Genomic DNA, 16,676 nt, shown 5'->3' with positions numbered 1-16,676 from the left:
CTATACTTTTTGGACACCCTCTTTTTTGTTAGTTTCGGTTAAAATTGGAATGAAACACCAGCATTAAAACCAATCCATACAAACAATTTGTTTTTACTGCTTGTATGATCGTAGATCGTGTGTGGCATGTCTATTGTTCCATATTGTTCACCAACTTTCTTATTGGTTATGTAAGCATTAAGGGTAGGGCCGGCAAAGAGGGAACATTGAGGAGTAAAGTGAAAATGAAAATTGGTTTGCAATGTGTTTAAAAGATTTAATTCACTCCAGTCGTTATCGTATACCAATTGGTTTGATGTTGCTTCAAAGGATAGCTTGTATCTTTGCCCAATAGGGAGCAAACTTCCAAACCCGGTGCCGTATTTAAAAAGATCTTTGCCCTTGTATCGATCAAATCCAACTGTAAATAGGGTATAGAAATGCTCAACACCCATTTTGTAATTTAAATTAGCGTGAATAACATCATTGGTAGAAATTTCAAGCGCATAATAACCTCCTTTTACAATAGAGAAAAGGCCTATTGGTGTGCCGCTTTCAAGGCTGTCAACAAGATTAAAAACACCTATTTGACTTCCTTTTAGGACTTTTGCATAGTTGAAAGCTCCTATTTGTACGCCATTTAATTTGTTTTTGGTGATGTTTGCCGTGGACAATTGAAATCCCTTGGCATTTTCTTTTGTGATATTGGCAACACCGGATATCATTACTCCATTTGAATTCCTGGAATTAATATTGCCGACTCCAGAAAGCTGAAATCCTTTTACATCATCAGTTATCAGGTTAGCGACTCCGGAAATTATACAACCATCTGATATGTTTTTGGTAATATTCGTAACTCCGGCAAGTTGAAATCCAGTCGTTTTTCCTTTGTTGTAATTTGCTAAGCCACCAATTTCCATTTTATTTACACCACCATTAATTCCTATCAGTAAGTTAAAGGAATAATCGTTGATGTAGTTGATTGAGTTTGTTCCATTGGTTCCGATAGGAGAAACAAAACCAGCTTGATATTTTGTGTGGTTTTGGGCAATTGCAGGGCTTATTAAGCTCAGTATCATGCATGCTAATGCAATTCTTACTTTTGTCATTTCTATAAATTTGATTTTATGATCTTATAGAAGGAAGACAATTGTAGTTGGAGATACCCCTATTTAAAATTTCAAAAAATTGATCTTAGGAAAGAAGATAAGAAGAATGCAGAAGTGCATCCATATCCTTTCATGCTCTTTGTGTTGAATCTGATTATAAATGTTTAAAATCTAAGGCCGAATTGCCAGCCAAACCAATACTGACCTTTCTTGGTATTTACAGACTTATCTAAATAGTAATTTCCAAAAAAGAGATTGTTTTTATTGGATAAATTGGTTTTGTTAAGCTCTTTTTGTTCCTTATACGGACTACAAAAATTGAAAGATGGTCCTGTGCTTATAGTGATATTTTTGTTCAGTTTAAAATTAAGGCCAAGCTGAGCCCGGTACAGATCACCAGCAAAAGCATCATAGTCAGAATCAGTGTTAAAAAGGGAAGAACCAGACACATCCAAGTTGATTGAAAATTTGCGTTTGGGATTGCTTGTGCAGCCAATACCATAAGCAATGTTAAGATATTTACCCGCTCCAATTCTTAGAAAGCTGTAAAGATTTTTGCCACCCGTTTTGTAGGCTGCATTAAAGTAAAACGACTCATCTGTTGAAAGTTCCCATTTGTGATAGCCGTTTTTAATGATATTCACCAATCCAATCGGAAAACCATTTTCAATAGTGTCGGCAAAATTGATGAGACCAATTTGTATGCCCCGCAACTTGTCGGTTTGATTGTAGATCCCAGATATTTGCACCCCGTTGGTTGTTCCTCTCACCAGATTAATTGCCCCCGAAATTTGAAGCCCATCTACCGAGTTTGCTTGATTGTAGACACCACCGACCTGCAGATTAATTCGCTCACCACCATGCAGATTAATTCCTCCGCTGATTTGTCCGTTCCAACCTCTATAGGGGATGCTGTCCAATGATTTTGCAGCAGCAGAATTTATGGCTCCACCTATTTGAAGGCCTTTAATATCGCCTTTTACTCTGTTAATTGCTCCAGCTATTTGAACTCCATCCATGTTTCCCAAATTTGTATTGACAACACCGGAAGCCTGAACACCATGTACATCTTCACCCACCACGTTCGCAACGCCGGAAATTTGGACACCATTCATTTCCTGCCGGATGATATTGGCTACGCTTCCAATTTCGAACCCCTCAATATTTGCCGAATATCCCGCGATAATATTCATAGATAATTTGTTTGTAACCAGTCCATTTGTTAATTGATTGGTTCCCCAGGAGGGAATAAATGATACCTGAACAAATCGTACTTCTCTCACATTGAGGTTGTTGGAAATATAGAGTGCTTTGTTCGTCACCATAAGGTTGACAAAACCAATATCCTGTAACTCTTTATTGGTATAGGCCCAATTAATTGCTTTGGTTCTGGAATGTAAGTTTTGGGCAAAAGCAGGTTCTGTTTTAAAGATACTTTGTGCCTGCCATGGTTTAAGAACAATATTTAGCTGCTGTTTTTTACCAGCCTGAACATAAACAATGGTGTCTTTGTATCCTTTGCAGCTAAAGTTGATACCAGAATTTTGATTGCCTTCTAAATGCAACAGGTATTTTCCGTTAGGATTGGTAATGAATGAAGCTTGCCGATTCACCTCATAAACAATTGCATTTTCGAGTGGATTTCCGTTTGAATTTGTAATCACACCAGATAAAACCCACATGGTATTGCTCAAATCAGACTTATTTTTCGATTGTAAGATAACATGCGAACCGATCACTTTATAGGTCAATCTTCCTTTAAAGAGCTCATCCAATATTTCTTCGAGAGACTGATGCTTGCCCTTAATCGAAATCATTTTACTTGGGTCGAGTAACATTGCATCGTATGAGAAGTTAAAGCCTCCAAGTTTCTCTAGAATAAACATTGTAGTTTCAGTACTTTGATTTGTAACTTCCAGGTTGATCTTCTTTTCCAGAAAGTTTTGAGCCTGTATCTTCATGATGCAGAGAATACAGGCTATTGTTATTGATAGAATCAGGGCAATTTTATTCATTCTTTTTCGGGTCTGATATAGTAAATGTGTTTTTTTTCCTGCTGTAAGTTAAGTTAAATGTCTTTGAGATAACTTTAATCACATTTTCAGCATCTTCATCAATGAATGAAGAAGAGTAGTAAAGATTGTTTATTTCAGGATTGTCTGAATTTATAGTGATGTGATAACAGGATTCAAGTACTTTGAATACTTCTTTTAATGGTTTATTTCTGAAGGACAATCTTTTATCAACCCAGAAAAAAGCCGAAGAATTGCTTGTCAATCTTATAATTGTATCTTGTTGGCTCGAAATTAAGCCTCCTTCGTTATTGGTTAAAATCATGTGCAAGGTATCGGTTTGGGTTTTATTCGGGCGGAAGAGTTCTACCTTGCCGGAATTCACATCCACAGCAATATCTCCGTTTTCTTTCATCTTCACCTGAAAGCTTGTCCCCAACACCTTAACGCCTCCAATACCTGCATTAACAATAAATGGCCTAAGTGTATCTCTTTTCACAGTAAAGAAAGCATCACCTTGCAAATTTACAATGCGTTGCCTGGTTTTTGAGGTGTGGTAGCTAATGTGAGCGAACTTATTCAAATAAATTTTTGATCCATCCGGTAAACTATCTTGAATGGTAGATTGGCTGGTGTTGGATAGTAAGTATTCTTCTGTTTGAATTTTATTATCGGAATACCAATTGAAAATACCAAAAAGAACAAGAATGAATGCAGCTGCAGAGCTGATTAAAGCAATTCTAAATCGGGAAAACCGTTGAATAGACGGAGAGAGGGTTTTTTCATGCTGATTTAACCGAAAAGATAGCTTTGTCCATGCTGATTTTTTATTAACCGAAATTGGATGAGGATTTAATTTGCCGCTTTCCAGCCAAATTTGTTCCAATTGATCTAAATGTCTGCGGTTTTCGTGCTTTTCTTCCAGCCAACGAATAACCACGCTTTGCTCTTCCTTGTTGGTTTCACCCAAAAGGAATTTGGCAAGGAATGCATCACTAATATGTAGGTTATCGTTTTTCATGCACAATTAATTTCTCTTAATAGGGTATCGCTTTTATTTGGTGTATTGTTCTTTATAAGTATGACAATTGTAATTGTGTTTAACCCTATTCTCCGTTAAAAAAATGACTGAAGAACAGAACCAGCAACGGGAGATAGTCTGCCAATTCCTTTCGCAAAAATTGCAGGGCTTTTCCCATTTGATTTTCTACGGTTTTAACAGATATCCCTAATTTATCCGCTATTTCTTTGTATTTGAGCTGCTCATATCTGCTTAGAATAAATATTTTCCTTCGTTGTTCAGGCAACAGATCAATACTGCTTCTGATTTTAAGCTCCAATTCGGAAGCATTCATCGGATCATTTTCCAGACGTTCGGAATATTCGATTTCTTGTCGGTTATGTTCTTTGTATTTTTCCCGGATATTGATGTGTTTAATCAGATTTAGACTTGAGTTTCGAACGGCACGGTATAAATAGGATTCCATTGAACTTTCAATGCGAATATCGTGTCGGTGAATCCATAGTTTGAAAAACACTTCCTGAACAACTTCTTCAGATCCTTCTTCTTCTTTCAGAAAATTATAGGCATAAGAACACAAACGACTGTAATGGGCGTTAAACAAAGTTTCGAAATCTGTTCTGTTAATGCATTCCGATTGTATTGTTTTTTCAGTAGTCAATGTTAAGCTAGTTAAGAGCAACAAAGGTAAATGTTTTTTTTATGATGTAAATTAATTAAGTGTCTGAGATATAAATAGAATGCCACGCAAGGAACGTTTTTTGCGCTTCTTGCGTGGTGTTTATTTGTTTTGGTCTGTTTTATTTAGCCTTAGAAGTAAAGTATATACTGCAAAGTAGGCAATAATGACAGTTGTTTACCATCTTCTATTTTATGAGTTGCTTCATTATATCTTTCCAATATTTTGGCCTTATTATTACTTGCATTTTTAATATCTATTTTAAATTCATGTTGTGTTTTTTTACGATTCACCTTGTATGAGAATGAGGCATTCAGAATAAAAAGATCATCTCCTTGTTTGCTGAATTCACTATTGGCAAGATATACGGTTTCTCCGGCTTCCTGACTTTTCGCTAAATCTACCGGTGTATAATATTGTCCTCCTCTGAATGTTATTTTTCCATTTAAACCAATTCTGTTTTGATCATTTCGTCCAACCTTATACTCTTTCCCAATAAGAAGATTGGCAGCATAATTTCCATTGTATCTTGAATTTCGCTCAATACCATCCAAGGCTGTAAATTTTGATTCGTATAAAGATCCTGTAAGCAAATAGTAAAAATCGTTATGGAAGAATCGTTCCAGACTCAACTCCAAACCGTAGTTTTTACCAGTTCCTTTGTTCACAAAATCAAAATCGGCCAAACCCTCTTTTATATCCTGAAGTACTATTTTACTGTTTGGGTCGTTTTCAACAGCTACATCATATAAATCCTGATAATAGACCTCTGCTTTTAAATGCAGGTTACGGTTCAGCTGATTGTTATAGCCAAGTACATAGTGTATGGCTTTGCTCATTTTTAAATTTTTGTTTGGCGTGTAGGTATTATTTTCATTATCATGTAATTGAACGAAATAGGTGGACAGGCTCTCTGTTTTGCTATGCATACCAAAGCCAAAGGAAAATGATTGGTTGGATAAAAACTGATACTTCAATCCAACTCTTGGTTCAATGGTGTAATCATTATTCAGTTTAAAATAACTTGCATGCACCCCGCTTACTACAGTGAAGTCTGATGTAATTCTGTATTTCCAGTTTACAAATGATTGGAATAAATGAGACTTGCCTTCGGAATTTACATCTGTTGTAAATGCTCCGGTATTTTTAAAGTCGTTAACACTCTTGATGTCAAAACCCAAACGGGTGTATTCAATTCCTGCCTTTACACTGTTTTTAGCATTTAGTTTTGTGTTGAATGTGCTGACATATTTAAAGTAATTGTGTTGATATTTTTCATTTAAGGCAACAAACATAGTATTGTCATCACCTAAGATTCTTGATTCATTTTGAGTATTGGTTGCTGAGTAGGCCATAGTGTTTTTCAGGTACGATTTTTTACCAATGGGCAAAAGGTTTGATATTCCAATTACAGTAAGATCTGAATTAACAATGTATTCCCCAAGAGTAATAGTTTCCTCATCATTCTCTTCCTTAGCCAGGATGTTGCTTTTTCCCAAAAGACCAAATAGAGTGAATTTACCTGCTTTTTGGGTAGGGAGTACAATTTTAAACGATCCATCCTGATATTTGGGAACACCGTCGAAATCTACCAATCCGATATTATCCAACAGTTCAAGTGAAGAATAGCGATAGTTGGCTAAATAAGCCCCAGAGTAATTCTTTTTTAGAGGGCCCTCAACAGTAAAATCGATGCCATAAGTGCTAAATCCAAAGGTATTTTCGTGTTTGGAATTATTACCCGAGCGCAAATTAATATCGAATATTCCCGAATAGGCATTCCCGTATTCTGCTGTGAAAGCACCCGTGAAGAAATCGGAATTGCTCAGCATGCTGCTGTTTAGAGCATTAATTGCACCTCCGGTTGATCCTTCGTCGGCAAAATGATTTGGATTTGGTATTTCTATTCCTTCCATTCGCCATTGAATGCCCTTGGGAGAGTTGCCTCGTACAATAATTTCATTTGAGCCCTCGCCGTCGCCCGAAACACCGGCATAACCAGATACCATACGGGCAGGGTCGTTCAAAGATCCCGAATACCTGCTGGTTTCTTCAACGGTGAAAGCCTGACCACTAACGGTAGCCATTTTATTCAAAGTTTCGTGTCTGGCTGTTTTAGGATGAACCGTTACTTCTTCGATATGTGTAAGCGATTCTATTAACTCAATTTTCAGAACAACTTCTTTAGCTGAACCTATTTCAATATTTGCGATGGTTTTTGCTTCGTAGCCTAAACAGCTAATGTGTATGGAAATTCGGCCAATGGAGACTTGCTTTAAAATGAAATTGCCATCCATGTCACTCGCCGCTCCCTCAAACGGATCGGAATTCAGAATCACAATATTGGCTCCAACAAGTCCTTGTTTGGTTTCATGATCGATGATGGTTCCCCGAATGGTTTGGGAGTACAGTTTACTATTTGATTGTGCTTTGGATTCCTGATTACATGCAAGAATCAACAGTAACACTAACAGGTAATTTCTTATTTTCATGATTTTTATTTCGCATTATTATTCTTAAAATCATCAGGAAGACAATTGAAGAAAGAAATACCCCTACTGTGAAACGGAAAAAATGATTTTAATGCGAAAAGTTTTTTTGATATCCTTCTCAGGTGTTTTTAATGACACCTTTCTTTTTTTATTGGTAATGTAGCCACGGTTCAATAGAATAAGATAAAGTAGTCTTTTTATGTTATAAAGTAGATTTAAATTTTTCGATATAAATGTTTTGTTAGCTAGTTTCTGTTTTGTAGATTCGGGAATTGAAACAGGTAAATGAGCTGTTTCAGATAAATACGAAACGAAAATTACAATTTTATGAATTTAAAATTTTACCAGCAAAAAGGATTTAAAGCAACACTTTGTGCTGCCATTATTCTTATTGCAATACCTATTGTAACCGATTTGTACAAAGAGTATTTTGTATCAGAAACCGGGCATTTTAAAATAATGGGTGGCTTAAGTATTATTCTGGCCATTGGCTTGCTTGCAAAATGGAAATTTGTTCGGCACATTGCAGGAATTCTAACAGGATTTATTTTGTTTGCCACAATATTCATGGCTTTTGCAATGGGCCTGAATTACGCTATGGCATATACAGTATTATTCATCACACTGATTGTACTTTTGGTTTTGCTGAACTCAAAATCGGTTACTGTTTATATGAATTCAAAGTAAGTTTTATCTAAGAAATAGTATCTGTCAAAAAGAAAAATCTTAAACCAATATGAATAAAACAAAACAAAATTTTCAGCAGTACCAACGCAGCAGTACCCTTATTCATGCTGCCTTATTAATTGGTCAGGTGTTTTTCGCATCCTTTGCCGTTTTTATCAATCAAACACAAGGAGCAGTTGTGGCCGGCGATGAAGTGCTGCGCACTATGTTCATGATTATGATACCCTTGTTTTTTCTTGTGACCTATAGTGTTGGCAACTTAGTTTCAAACAAAAAATTAAAGCTGGCAAAAGAGGAGACTGAATTAAAAACTAAAATGGAATCTTATCGGGCAATCAGCATCATCAAATATGCAATGCTCGAAGGAACGGCTTTCTTCGCCATTATTACCTATTTACTCACCGGCGAATTGCTTTTGCTGGGTTTTGCTGTTATAATTATGCTGCTGTTCGCAACTTATTACCCAACTAAAGAGAAATTGATACGGGAATTGGAATTGAATCGGGAAGAGCAGGCTATTTTAGAAGATCCTGAAGCAGTTGTTGCTGAGGTGGCAAAGCGTTGATCTACGATGATGAAACTCCAGATAAAACCGCTTTACAGATGTATGTAAAGCGGTTTTATTTTTTTTTCGAAAAAAAATAAAATTATTTGTAACTATTCAGAATTTCGGGTACTAAATTGATAAGAAAGCTTTATAAATAATAGTTGGCTTGTGGAAGTTTAGATGATTAGTCAAACCGAAAAGTTTTCTCTTCAGTTTTTTTATTGCAAATTAAAATGAAAGTATAAAATGAAGAATAAAGGATTGCGTTACTACTTGAATGCCTCTTTTGGAGTTGGGAATATTGGTTTTTTATTATGCAGACGGTTTTATGATCGGTTGACGGATTTTGAATTGGGTATTGGTGAAGGGATTTTGTTTGTGTTTATTCTTACCGGAGCGGCTTATTTAATATATTGTGCTATCAACAAGCAACATCCTTTGCAGGAAAAATCTCTTGAATGTCAAAAAAATGATTGATAAAGTGAACAAAGAAGAACAATTTAATAAAATTTTAGCAGAAAACAGCGACCGGATTCGGCGTATTTGTAATTATTACAATTCTAATTCCGAAAATCAGAAAGACATGTATCAGGAAGTACTTGTAAACATTTGGAAAAGTCTGGACAATTTCCGGGGCGATTCAATGGTAAGTACATGGGTTTATCGGGTTGCCGTGAATACTTCTCTTAGTTTTACAGGCAAAAATTTCCGACAGATGAAATTGATAGTTAGCAGTGATTCACAAAATCTGAATTCCATCATTGATGACGAAAGTTTGCTTGAAAAACACAGGGAGGAAGCAATGCTTAATCAGCTTCAAAATGAGCTAAATCAATTGTCTGTGATCGACAAGGCCTTAATTTCGCTGATGCTTGAAGGGTTATCGATGAAAGAAATTGCCGATGTAATTGGGATAAAAGAATCTAATGTGAAGGTGAAAATTCATAGAATTAAAGAGCAGTTAAAATCTAAATTATCAGGAGGCAGACATGAGTAATAGTAAGATTTCAAAGGATACAAACGATATGGGATCGTTTATCGGTAAATTAAAAAGGGAAGATAATAATCTTCAAAAACTCTATAAGATTTTAAAAATAACATACATCGTCCTTCTGATTATTTACATTCCTATATTCTATTTCGAAATAGAAAAGGGAGGACTTGTGCCAATTCTTAAAGTAGTATTTATTGTGTCTGGATTTTCCATATTTTTGTTTTGTATGGCCTATGCACAAAAGAAAATGAAAAAAATATCTTATGCCGAACCAACTTTGATGTTATTGAAGAAAACAGAAAAACGATACAGAATATTCCATCCAATAGATTTGGCTAGTATTCCTGCATTTCTTTTCTTAGCTGTAGGTTTAGGTCTTAACGAAAAAATATTTTTAACAATTAAGCAGTTCTTTAATTCAGATCTAAATTGGAGAGTTTATTTGGTTGAAGCATGGCAGTTTCTGTTTAGTGGAGAGCATTGGTATAAAATGTTTGCTAAAACAGTAAATGAATTTCCAATGATAATTGTATTTATGGCAACAGGATTGTTTATATATATTCTTGTAATATTGTTGGTGTTAGGGTATATCCTCTGGATATTAAAGTATAAACCTATTCGTGACAATGCTCTTGAGCTAATAAAAGAAATAGAAAACTAACAGCACGTATTGAATAGCACCAAACCATCTTATATGTTCTTGTAAGATGGTTTTCCGTTTTTTTTATTATTGTCGGATAAGTTTCATTTTCCCAAAAACATTCGATACGACCAAAAGGGGGCCGTTTTCCGATTCAAGAGTAAATTCGCTGGTAAACAAATTACTCTGATACCGCAGTAGATTGCAATTTTTCAGGTACTCAGCGTTATGATATAATTTTACAAATTGATGGGAATCTTTGCGTCCGGTCTTGTCTCCGGAAATGTATTTCATCGTTATTGAATGATCCGAATCCGACCAGGAAAAAGAACAGACATCATTTGTTTCTGTATTTCGCCAATCACCAGTCATTATAATGTTCATCATTTCTGTTGAGTTCATAGCTGTTTGTTTTAAGATTTTGGGTTACTAAAAGTTACGAAATCTTCAGGGATTTATATCAAAACATTTTTTAGCACGAATGAGGAAAGTTGAATAGTGCAAAAAAAAATTAGACGCGATTTATAATCGCGTCTAATTTGGTATTAAACCTCTTCAGGTTGCCAACTTTCCAATTTTATTAAATCGGGAAAGGCTTTGGGTTTATAAATTGATTTTCCTTCAAAAACCCGCAAACATTCCTGAATTCCCTCGCTAATACTTGGGTGTGGATGAACGTTTTGCCGAATGTCTTTCAAAGTTCCTTTTTGTGTAATCTGGTATGCAATGGATGTGATTAGGGTAGAAGCCTGTGGCCCTGCAGCACGCATACCCAATATTCGATCCTTACCATCATCACTTACAATAATTTTCACAAATCCATCGGTAGCACGCATGGCAATAGCACGGTTTACCAATGAGTTTGAATAGGTTGCAACTTTGTATGGAATACCACATTTTTGGCAGGCCTTCTCATTCAAACCAACAGCCGCAACTTCAGGTTTAAAGAACATTAAGGTCGACATATTTGAGTAGTCCAATGGATATTCTGAGTTGCCATACAAAGCCTCAACAATATATCTGCCTTGCAGTTCAGCAACCGAATACAATTGTGCATGCCCCGATACATCACCTGCAGCAAAAATGTTGCACGATTGAAAATTGTCTGTGGCACAAACTTCATTAATATCAAGATAACCACGATTTGTAGTGTTGATTCCAACATTTTCCAGTCCAATATTATCCAGATTCGGCATTCTTCCAATAGCTACAATAGCCACATCTACCTCTATTACTGTTGAATGTCCATCTTGATAATCCAGTACAACTTCTAAAAAATCCGGACGTTTTCGAATTGTTCTTAAGTTTGCCGTGTGATGTATAATTACACCGTTGCTTTCTAAATTTTTCCCAACAAAATTACTCAAATCATCATCTTCATAAGGAATTACCTTATGCTGTCGGTCCAATAAGTGAACTTCTGTCTGGTTGTAATTGGAAAAAATAGTGGCGTATTCACAACCAATAATTCCCGAGCCAATAATAATCATTCGTTCCGGAAATTCTTTTAAATCCATTATGCCTTCCGAGTCAATAATTCGCTCATTATCAATCTCAACATCTGGCATAGGTCTGGGCCGGGAACCTGTCGCAATAATAAAATTATCACCTTTAATCTGTTCTATTTTGTTATTGGAAATTACCTCAACAGTATGCGAATCTATAAATTTTCCCCAGCCGTATTTTAAGGTAATATTTCCGTAAGTCTCCGAAGGTTCCGAGTAAGTCTCAATTTGCGACAGCATTTGTAGCTGTTTTTGCTTCGCAGCCTGTATAATGGTTTGCTGAACCTTTTTGTAGTCAACATTTAAACCCGATGCACGATAACCTCTCATTACCGACGACGCTATTGAAAAATCTCTCGATAATTCCCACATTGCCTTTGAAGTTAAAGCACCATTCATAATACCGGCACCTCCTAAATGACTTGCCTCGATGATACAAACCGATTTTTTAAAATCGATGGCACGCATTGCTGCCGAGAAACCTGCCGGTCCACTTCCCAAGACAACAAGGTCGTATTTTTCTATATCCATAAAAACTATTGTTTATTGTTCCAATTGGCTGAATTACAAGCATGTTATGCTTAGGTAAAATGTATTTGTAACAGGAAGAATTACAGCCATTTTTGCGCTTCCCGCGAAATCAAGTAGAAAGATATAAATAAAAGTGCAAACCCATAAGCTTTTATATGTTTTGCGGATAAAAAAGTCTTTTTCTGATGTTTGGGTGTGTCCCTTTGGGTCGGGCTATTCGCTAAATCTTTTTTTCGTTCCTCAAAAAAGGATACCGCTGCTATCCCTCACACAATCCTGTTTGTTTAGAGCCGTAAGTAACAAGAATTCATGTGTAAAGGAATGAATTTTTAACGTAAAAAGTATTCAAATAACATGTAACAATCCTTTAATTTTTAAAGAGTTGTTAGTAATTCAATTCTCCATTTTTCAACTTCTGATAAGTATGTTTATACAAAATTTTGTGCAGTAAAAGTCCTTCCTGTAAGTTCTCGTCACTCATCTCGTTTTCATACTCAATAAAATTTGCTGTTTCAAGTAAGTATACATCATCTCTAAGGTTTTGGTATTCCTGTTCAATTAAATGTATGTCAGCAAATATAAGATAGGGCAGGCGACTTAATACTGCCTTTCTTTGATCGTTATATTCATCCAAATCCTTGGCTTTGCTATCCGCAAAATAGAATTCCTGTAGACTATCAACAAACGAATCATCACAACTTTTCATCAGAATAACACGATCTTTTCTTAATCGGAAAAGTTCCGCCGGATCTTCTTCAGGAGCTAAATTTTCTTCTTTTTCAATTCCTCTGGTAATAAACAGATAGGAGAGATGAGCCAGGCCGATGTTTTGTTCTTCATCATCAATCAAATCAAAATGGAGCATCATGATAATTGCCTTTCCCAATTGAGAAATGGCAGTATCATCCCAAAGTAAGAAAGGATCTTTTTTAAGAATCAAATAAATGGCATTCAAGTCTTTATTACAAGCCCTTATTTTTCCGTTTTGCCCTTTCTCAATAGCTTGTAATATTAGCTTGCGAAGCTGTTCTTCTGAAGATGTCATGTTATGGGATATTTATTTTTTAGAGGATATAAAGGTAGTAATTATCCTTTTATCTATGGGGGATGAATATTTATTCTACAAAAAAAAGAAGCCCAAGCGGACTTCTTTTATATGAGGAACAATGAAATGCCAATTATACAATTTCTATGTTTTTGTGATCTGTTATTTTCTCACAATAGTGGCATTTTAGGGTAATAGGAGAGTTATTTATCACCTTAAAGCGAGTGGTTACAGCTTCTACATTTGTAATGCATTTTGGATTCATACATTTAGCAATACCAATAACTTTTTCAGGCGATTCTACAATTTTCTTTTCTGCAACTTTGTAATCACGAATGATATTTAGTTTTGCATGCGGAGCAATTAATGAAATTTTATTGATTTCTTCATCTTCAAAAAATTTGTCGGAAATTTTGATGATAGCTTTCTTTCCCAATAGTTTACTTTCCAAATTGTTTCCAAAAGTCACTGAATTTTTACTTTTGTCCAATCCTAAAATTGTAATTACCTGAAAAAGATATTCAGCAGGAATATGATCGATAACAGTTCCGTTTTCAATAGCGCTTACTTGCAATTCTTTTTTTGTGTTCATATGATGATGTGCTTTTATTCGTGAGTATGAATTTATAGATTAAGAGCTTTTGCTATGATAGCTTGTCGGGCATAAACACCGTTTAAAGCTTGTTCAAAATAGTAGGCTTTTGGATTGGTGTCAACATCCACAGCTATTTCATTTACTCTTGGAAGCGGGTGAAGAATTCTCATGTTATCCTTCGTGTTGCTAAGCATATCATTCTTAAGGATGTACACATTTTTTACTTTTTCATATTCCAAAGGATCCGCAAAACGTTCTTTTTGAACACGGGTCATATACAAAATATCAGCATCGTTAATAATATCATTAAATTCGGTGTGTTCGAAATATTTGATATTATTTTTTTCCATGAAAATTTTGTACCCGCGGGGAATTTCCAATTCGGGAGGAGCAATAAAATGGAAGGTAGGATTGAAGTGAGAAAGTGCCATCAACAGAGAATGAACAGTACGACCGTATTTAAGGTCACCAACCATAAAAATATTCAGGTTTTCAAGTGTTCCCTGTGTTTTCATGATGGAATAAAGATCGAGCATGGTTTGAGATGGATGCTGGTTGGCACCATCTCCGGCATTAATTACCGGAACATCAGACACTTCAGATGCGTAGCGGGCCGAACCTTCAATCGGATGACGCATAACAATCAGGTCGCAATAGTTACTCACCATTTTAGTGGTATCCTTTAAAGTTTCCCCTTTAGTAACGCTTGATGACGAAGAATCGGTGAATCCAACAATTCTTCCACCCATGCGACTAATTGCAGTTTCGAAGCTTAAGCGAGTGCGGGTTGATGGCTCAAAAAACAATGAAGCAACAACTTTCCCCTCTAATAAGCTGCAGTTAGGATTTTTTTCGAACTCAGCAGCTCTTGCTAATACTTCCAGGATTTCTTCTTTTGTGTAGTCGTCGATCGATACTAAACTTTTGTTATCCATTGATTAAAAATTAAGTGTGTTTATAATATGATTGTTTTTTTTGCACAAAAAAAAACCAACAATTACTAAATTTGATAGTAATGTTGGGTTTTTTGATAAATATTCTTGAAAAGGATTATCCAAATAGCCAAATCGGGAATTAATCCTCAAATCGTGTTTGCTTCGAAATAAATAATGGAAAATGTGTAAGAAGGAGTAAAGGTCTTTACTTCTTTTGGTATTATTTGCAGTTCCAGATTGAATTAGTTGTATCTCCATTCTAGATTACAAATATAGGCATAAATAATTCTGAAAATCAAATCAGAAATCGATTAATTATTAACATTTTTTTTGAGCGAAAAATAAGCAGGGAAATGTGTATGCATATAATGTTGATATCGAATTAACTAAATGGTTTTGACGAATTCTGTTTTAACGCTATCGATTTTTGAGAATTTTTCAAGGATTCTATCTGCTTCACTTTGTCGCATACTTAAAGTGATTTGGCAGGTTAGGTTGAAATCTTGCCCCAACTGTTCCGGTTGATCATCTTTAATGATTTTCATTACATCATTCATAACCAGATAATCGAAATTAATATTGTAAATGTCATTTACAGTCTTTTCAATAATTTCGGTATTGGCAATTGCATCGGTGGCTGCTGTTTTGTATGCATGTATTAACCCACTTACGCCTAGTTTAGTTCCACCAAAGTAACGAATAACTACGATAAGTATGTTGGTAATATCATTCGAGAGTATTTGTCCCAAAATGGGTTTCCCTGCTGTAGATGAAGGTTCGCCATCATCATTCGCCCTGTATTCAGATTTATCAGCTCCAAGCATATATGCATAGCAATGATGCCGGGCATTGTAGTATTCTTTTTTTAGATTGGCTATATACTCTTTAATCTCCTCTTCGTTGGTTACAGGGTAAGCATATGCAATGAATTTACTTCCTTTTTCTTTGTATAGCCCTTCGGATGCCAGATTGATTGTTTTGTAAGTATCGCCACTCATTTTTTATTCAAAAATACTTGTTAAATTAATTTGTCAGGATAAAAATAGCAATAAATGCCAGCAGTATTCCCAATATATTAACTTTGTTCAGTTTTTCTCCGAAAATGCTCAAGCCAATAAATACAGAACAAGCTACAATTCCAATATTTACAATACTGAAAACCACTGAGCTGTCGAATCCTGAATTGTTTAGTGACGCAATCAGGAAATAAAGAGAGCCAAAATTCACAAGCCCTAAAATACTTCCACCAATCAAAACTTTTAGCTGAAACAAGTCACGTAATTTATCTTTTCGAATAAGCAAAGTAATCAATCCTGCAATGCCTGCAATTGCAAAAAGCAGTGTCGAAAACTCTTCTGTTCCTCCGGAATTTAAGTATTCCTGTTGTGCATATTTAACCAATGAATCAACAGTTCCTGCTCCAAAAAAAAGAAGTATTGGCAACCAAATATACCTGCGGTTTATCTTATCTCCTTGTTCTTTATAAATGCTGAATAATACTGCACTAACTGCAATTATCATCCCAAAAATCTTTTTACCTGTTATGACTTCCTGATAGTACATGATGGAAAAAAGTAAGGGGAGAACAAAGGACATTTTACTAGCTAAAGTAGTTGCCGATATGCCTGCTTTTTGTGTAGATCGGCCTATGATAAAGAATACAATGATAAAAAGAATACCAATTAATATGGATATGCTGAACCAGTCTTGTTGAATAATGTTACTGAAACTGAACGTGGTATTTGTCAGGAAATAACCACATAAAGAGGCCGTTATATAGTTTATGACAATAGCGGTAAGAATATCAATTTTGAATTTTTCCAGATATTTAAAGGTGATAAATATTCCTGTGGAAGTAAGAATTGCAAATAATAGATTGAGCATAGACTTAATTTTTGCGCAAAG

At 35.4% G+C, this 16,676-nt stretch carries 17 protein-coding genes; 5 read left to right on the top strand and 12 right to left on the bottom strand.

Annotated elements, in window-relative coordinates:
• Positions 1-38: 38 nt before the first annotated feature.
• From BZG01_RS00830 to BZG01_RS00810, 5 genes are all read right to left on the bottom strand, one after another.
• Positions 39-1,088: an LA_2272 family surface repeat-containing protein gene (locus BZG01_RS00830; protein ID WP_101307926.1), complete on the bottom strand. Its 1,050-nt coding sequence runs from the start codon at positions 1,086-1,088 to the stop codon at positions 39-41.
• A 164-nt stretch (positions 1,089-1,252) separates the two neighbouring features.
• On the bottom strand, positions 1,253-3,103 hold the full coding sequence (locus BZG01_RS00825) for a carboxypeptidase-like regulatory domain-containing protein (RefSeq protein WP_101307925.1): 1,851 nt from the start codon (positions 3,101-3,103) through the stop codon (positions 1,253-1,255).
• On the bottom strand, positions 3,096-4,121 hold the full coding sequence (locus BZG01_RS00820) for a FecR family protein (protein WP_101307924.1): 1,026 nt from the start codon (positions 4,119-4,121) through the stop codon (positions 3,096-3,098). The genes BZG01_RS00825 and BZG01_RS00820 overlap by 8 nt, the downstream gene beginning before the upstream one ends.
• An 85-nt stretch (positions 4,122-4,206) precedes the next feature.
• Complete coding sequence (locus tag BZG01_RS00815) at positions 4,207-4,782, bottom strand: RNA polymerase sigma-70 factor (protein ID WP_180327157.1); 576 nt, start codon at positions 4,780-4,782, stop codon at positions 4,207-4,209.
• 149 nt (positions 4,783-4,931) lie between these two features.
• A complete protein-coding gene (locus BZG01_RS00810) occupies positions 4,932-7,292 on the bottom strand; it encodes a TonB-dependent receptor (RefSeq protein ID WP_101307922.1) in 2,361 nt (786 codons plus the stop codon).
• A 327-nt stretch (positions 7,293-7,619) separates the two neighbouring features.
• Here BZG01_RS00810 and BZG01_RS00805 point away from each other — a divergent pair, with 327 nt between their 5' ends.
• From BZG01_RS00805 to BZG01_RS00785, 5 genes are all read left to right on the top strand, one after another.
• Positions 7,620-7,979 (top strand): hypothetical protein, encoded by a 360-nt coding sequence (locus tag BZG01_RS00805; protein ID WP_101307921.1) that lies wholly within the window; start codon positions 7,620-7,622, stop codon positions 7,977-7,979.
• A 49-nt stretch (positions 7,980-8,028) separates the two neighbouring features.
• On the top strand, positions 8,029-8,544 hold the full coding sequence (locus BZG01_RS00800; RefSeq protein WP_101307920.1) for a hypothetical protein: 516 nt from the start codon (positions 8,029-8,031) through the stop codon (positions 8,542-8,544).
• 228 nt (positions 8,545-8,772) lie between these two features.
• Positions 8,773-9,003: a hypothetical protein gene (locus tag BZG01_RS00795; RefSeq protein WP_101307919.1), complete on the top strand. Its 231-nt coding sequence runs from the start codon at positions 8,773-8,775 to the stop codon at positions 9,001-9,003.
• Complete coding sequence (locus BZG01_RS00790) at positions 8,996-9,523, top strand: RNA polymerase sigma factor (protein ID WP_101307918.1); 528 nt, start codon at positions 8,996-8,998, stop codon at positions 9,521-9,523. Before BZG01_RS00795 ends, BZG01_RS00790 begins: the two co-directional genes overlap by 8 nt.
• On the top strand, positions 9,516-10,181 hold the full coding sequence (locus tag BZG01_RS00785) for a hypothetical protein (RefSeq protein ID WP_101307917.1): 666 nt from the start codon (positions 9,516-9,518) through the stop codon (positions 10,179-10,181). Before BZG01_RS00790 ends, BZG01_RS00785 begins: the two co-directional genes overlap by 8 nt.
• Positions 10,182-10,247: 66 nt before the next feature.
• On the opposite strand, the gene BZG01_RS00780 is transcribed toward BZG01_RS00785, so the two are convergent.
• The 7 genes from BZG01_RS00780 to BZG01_RS21365 form a co-directional block, all read right to left on the bottom strand.
• Complete coding sequence (locus BZG01_RS00780) at positions 10,248-10,562, bottom strand: hypothetical protein (RefSeq protein WP_101307916.1); 315 nt, start codon at positions 10,560-10,562, stop codon at positions 10,248-10,250.
• A 143-nt stretch (positions 10,563-10,705) separates the two neighbouring features.
• A complete protein-coding gene (locus tag BZG01_RS00775; protein WP_101307915.1) occupies positions 10,706-12,196 on the bottom strand; it encodes a dihydrolipoyl dehydrogenase family protein in 1,491 nt (496 codons plus the stop codon).
• Between the two features lie 385 nt (positions 12,197-12,581).
• Positions 12,582-13,241, bottom strand: coding sequence for a hypothetical protein (locus tag BZG01_RS00770; protein ID WP_101307914.1), 660 nt, complete (start codon positions 13,239-13,241; stop codon positions 12,582-12,584).
• A gap of 133 nt (positions 13,242-13,374) precedes the next feature.
• On the bottom strand, positions 13,375-13,833 hold the full coding sequence (gene pyrI, locus BZG01_RS00765; RefSeq protein ID WP_101307913.1) for an aspartate carbamoyltransferase regulatory subunit: 459 nt from the start codon (positions 13,831-13,833) through the stop codon (positions 13,375-13,377).
• Between the two features lie 32 nt (positions 13,834-13,865).
• A complete protein-coding gene (pyrB, locus tag BZG01_RS00760) occupies positions 13,866-14,771 on the bottom strand; it encodes an aspartate carbamoyltransferase (protein ID WP_101307912.1) in 906 nt (301 codons plus the stop codon).
• A gap of 386 nt (positions 14,772-15,157) precedes the next feature.
• The gene (locus tag BZG01_RS00750) at positions 15,158-15,769 is read right to left on the bottom strand and encodes an IMPACT family protein (protein WP_101307910.1); all 612 of its coding nucleotides are present in this window, start codon (positions 15,767-15,769) and stop codon (positions 15,158-15,160) included.
• A gap of 25 nt (positions 15,770-15,794) precedes the next feature.
• Entirely contained in the window at positions 15,795-16,655 is an 861-nt protein-coding gene (locus BZG01_RS21365) for an EamA family transporter (protein WP_143470801.1), read from the bottom strand.
• Between the last annotated feature and the right edge of the window lie 21 nt (positions 16,656-16,676).

It is taken from the genome of Labilibaculum manganireducens (genome assembly GCF_002843385.1).
GTDB lineage: Bacteria > Bacteroidota > Bacteroidia > Bacteroidales > Marinifilaceae > Labilibaculum > Labilibaculum manganireducens.
This window is presented reverse-complemented; position numbering and strand designations above follow the sequence as displayed.

What these genes read in the sequence shown, in the direction of transcription:
- BZG01_RS00795 (WP_101307919.1), top strand. Translation starts at nt 8,773, where the DNA reads ATGAAGAATAAAGGATTGCGTTACTACTTGAATGCCTCTTTTGGAGTT.
- BZG01_RS00805 (WP_101307921.1), top strand. Translation starts at nt 7,620, where the DNA reads ATGAATTTAAAATTTTACCAGCAAAAAGGATTTAAAGCAACACTTTGT.
- BZG01_RS00830 (WP_101307926.1), bottom strand. Translation starts at nt 1,088, where the DNA reads ATGACAAAAGTAAGAATTGCATTAGCATGCATGATACTGAGCTTAATA.
- BZG01_RS00810 (WP_101307922.1), bottom strand. Translation starts at nt 7,292, where the DNA reads ATGAAAATAAGAAATTACCTGTTAGTGTTACTGTTGATTCTTGCATGT.
- pyrI (WP_101307913.1), bottom strand. Translation starts at nt 13,833, where the DNA reads ATGAACACAAAAAAAGAATTGCAAGTAAGCGCTATTGAAAACGGAACT.
- BZG01_RS00790 (WP_101307918.1), top strand. Translation starts at nt 8,996, where the DNA reads ATGATTGATAAAGTGAACAAAGAAGAACAATTTAATAAAATTTTAGCA.
- BZG01_RS00820 (WP_101307924.1), bottom strand. Translation starts at nt 4,121, where the DNA reads ATGAAAAACGATAACCTACATATTAGTGATGCATTCCTTGCCAAATTC.
- pyrB (WP_101307912.1), bottom strand. Translation starts at nt 14,771, where the DNA reads ATGGATAACAAAAGTTTAGTATCGATCGACGACTACACAAAAGAAGAA.
- BZG01_RS00800 (WP_101307920.1), top strand. Translation starts at nt 8,029, where the DNA reads ATGAATAAAACAAAACAAAATTTTCAGCAGTACCAACGCAGCAGTACC.
- BZG01_RS00780 (WP_101307916.1), bottom strand. Translation starts at nt 10,562, where the DNA reads ATGAACTCAACAGAAATGATGAACATTATAATGACTGGTGATTGGCGA.
- BZG01_RS00785 (WP_101307917.1), top strand. Translation starts at nt 9,516, where the DNA reads ATGAGTAATAGTAAGATTTCAAAGGATACAAACGATATGGGATCGTTT.
- BZG01_RS00750 (WP_101307910.1), bottom strand. Translation starts at nt 15,769, where the DNA reads ATGAGTGGCGATACTTACAAAACAATCAATCTGGCATCCGAAGGGCTA.
- BZG01_RS00775 (WP_101307915.1), bottom strand. Translation starts at nt 12,196, where the DNA reads ATGGATATAGAAAAATACGACCTTGTTGTCTTGGGAAGTGGACCGGCA.
- BZG01_RS21365 (WP_143470801.1), bottom strand. Translation starts at nt 16,655, where the DNA reads ATGCTCAATCTATTATTTGCAATTCTTACTTCCACAGGAATATTTATC.
- BZG01_RS00825 (WP_101307925.1), bottom strand. Translation starts at nt 3,103, where the DNA reads ATGAATAAAATTGCCCTGATTCTATCAATAACAATAGCCTGTATTCTC.
- BZG01_RS00770 (WP_101307914.1), bottom strand. Translation starts at nt 13,241, where the DNA reads ATGACATCTTCAGAAGAACAGCTTCGCAAGCTAATATTACAAGCTATT.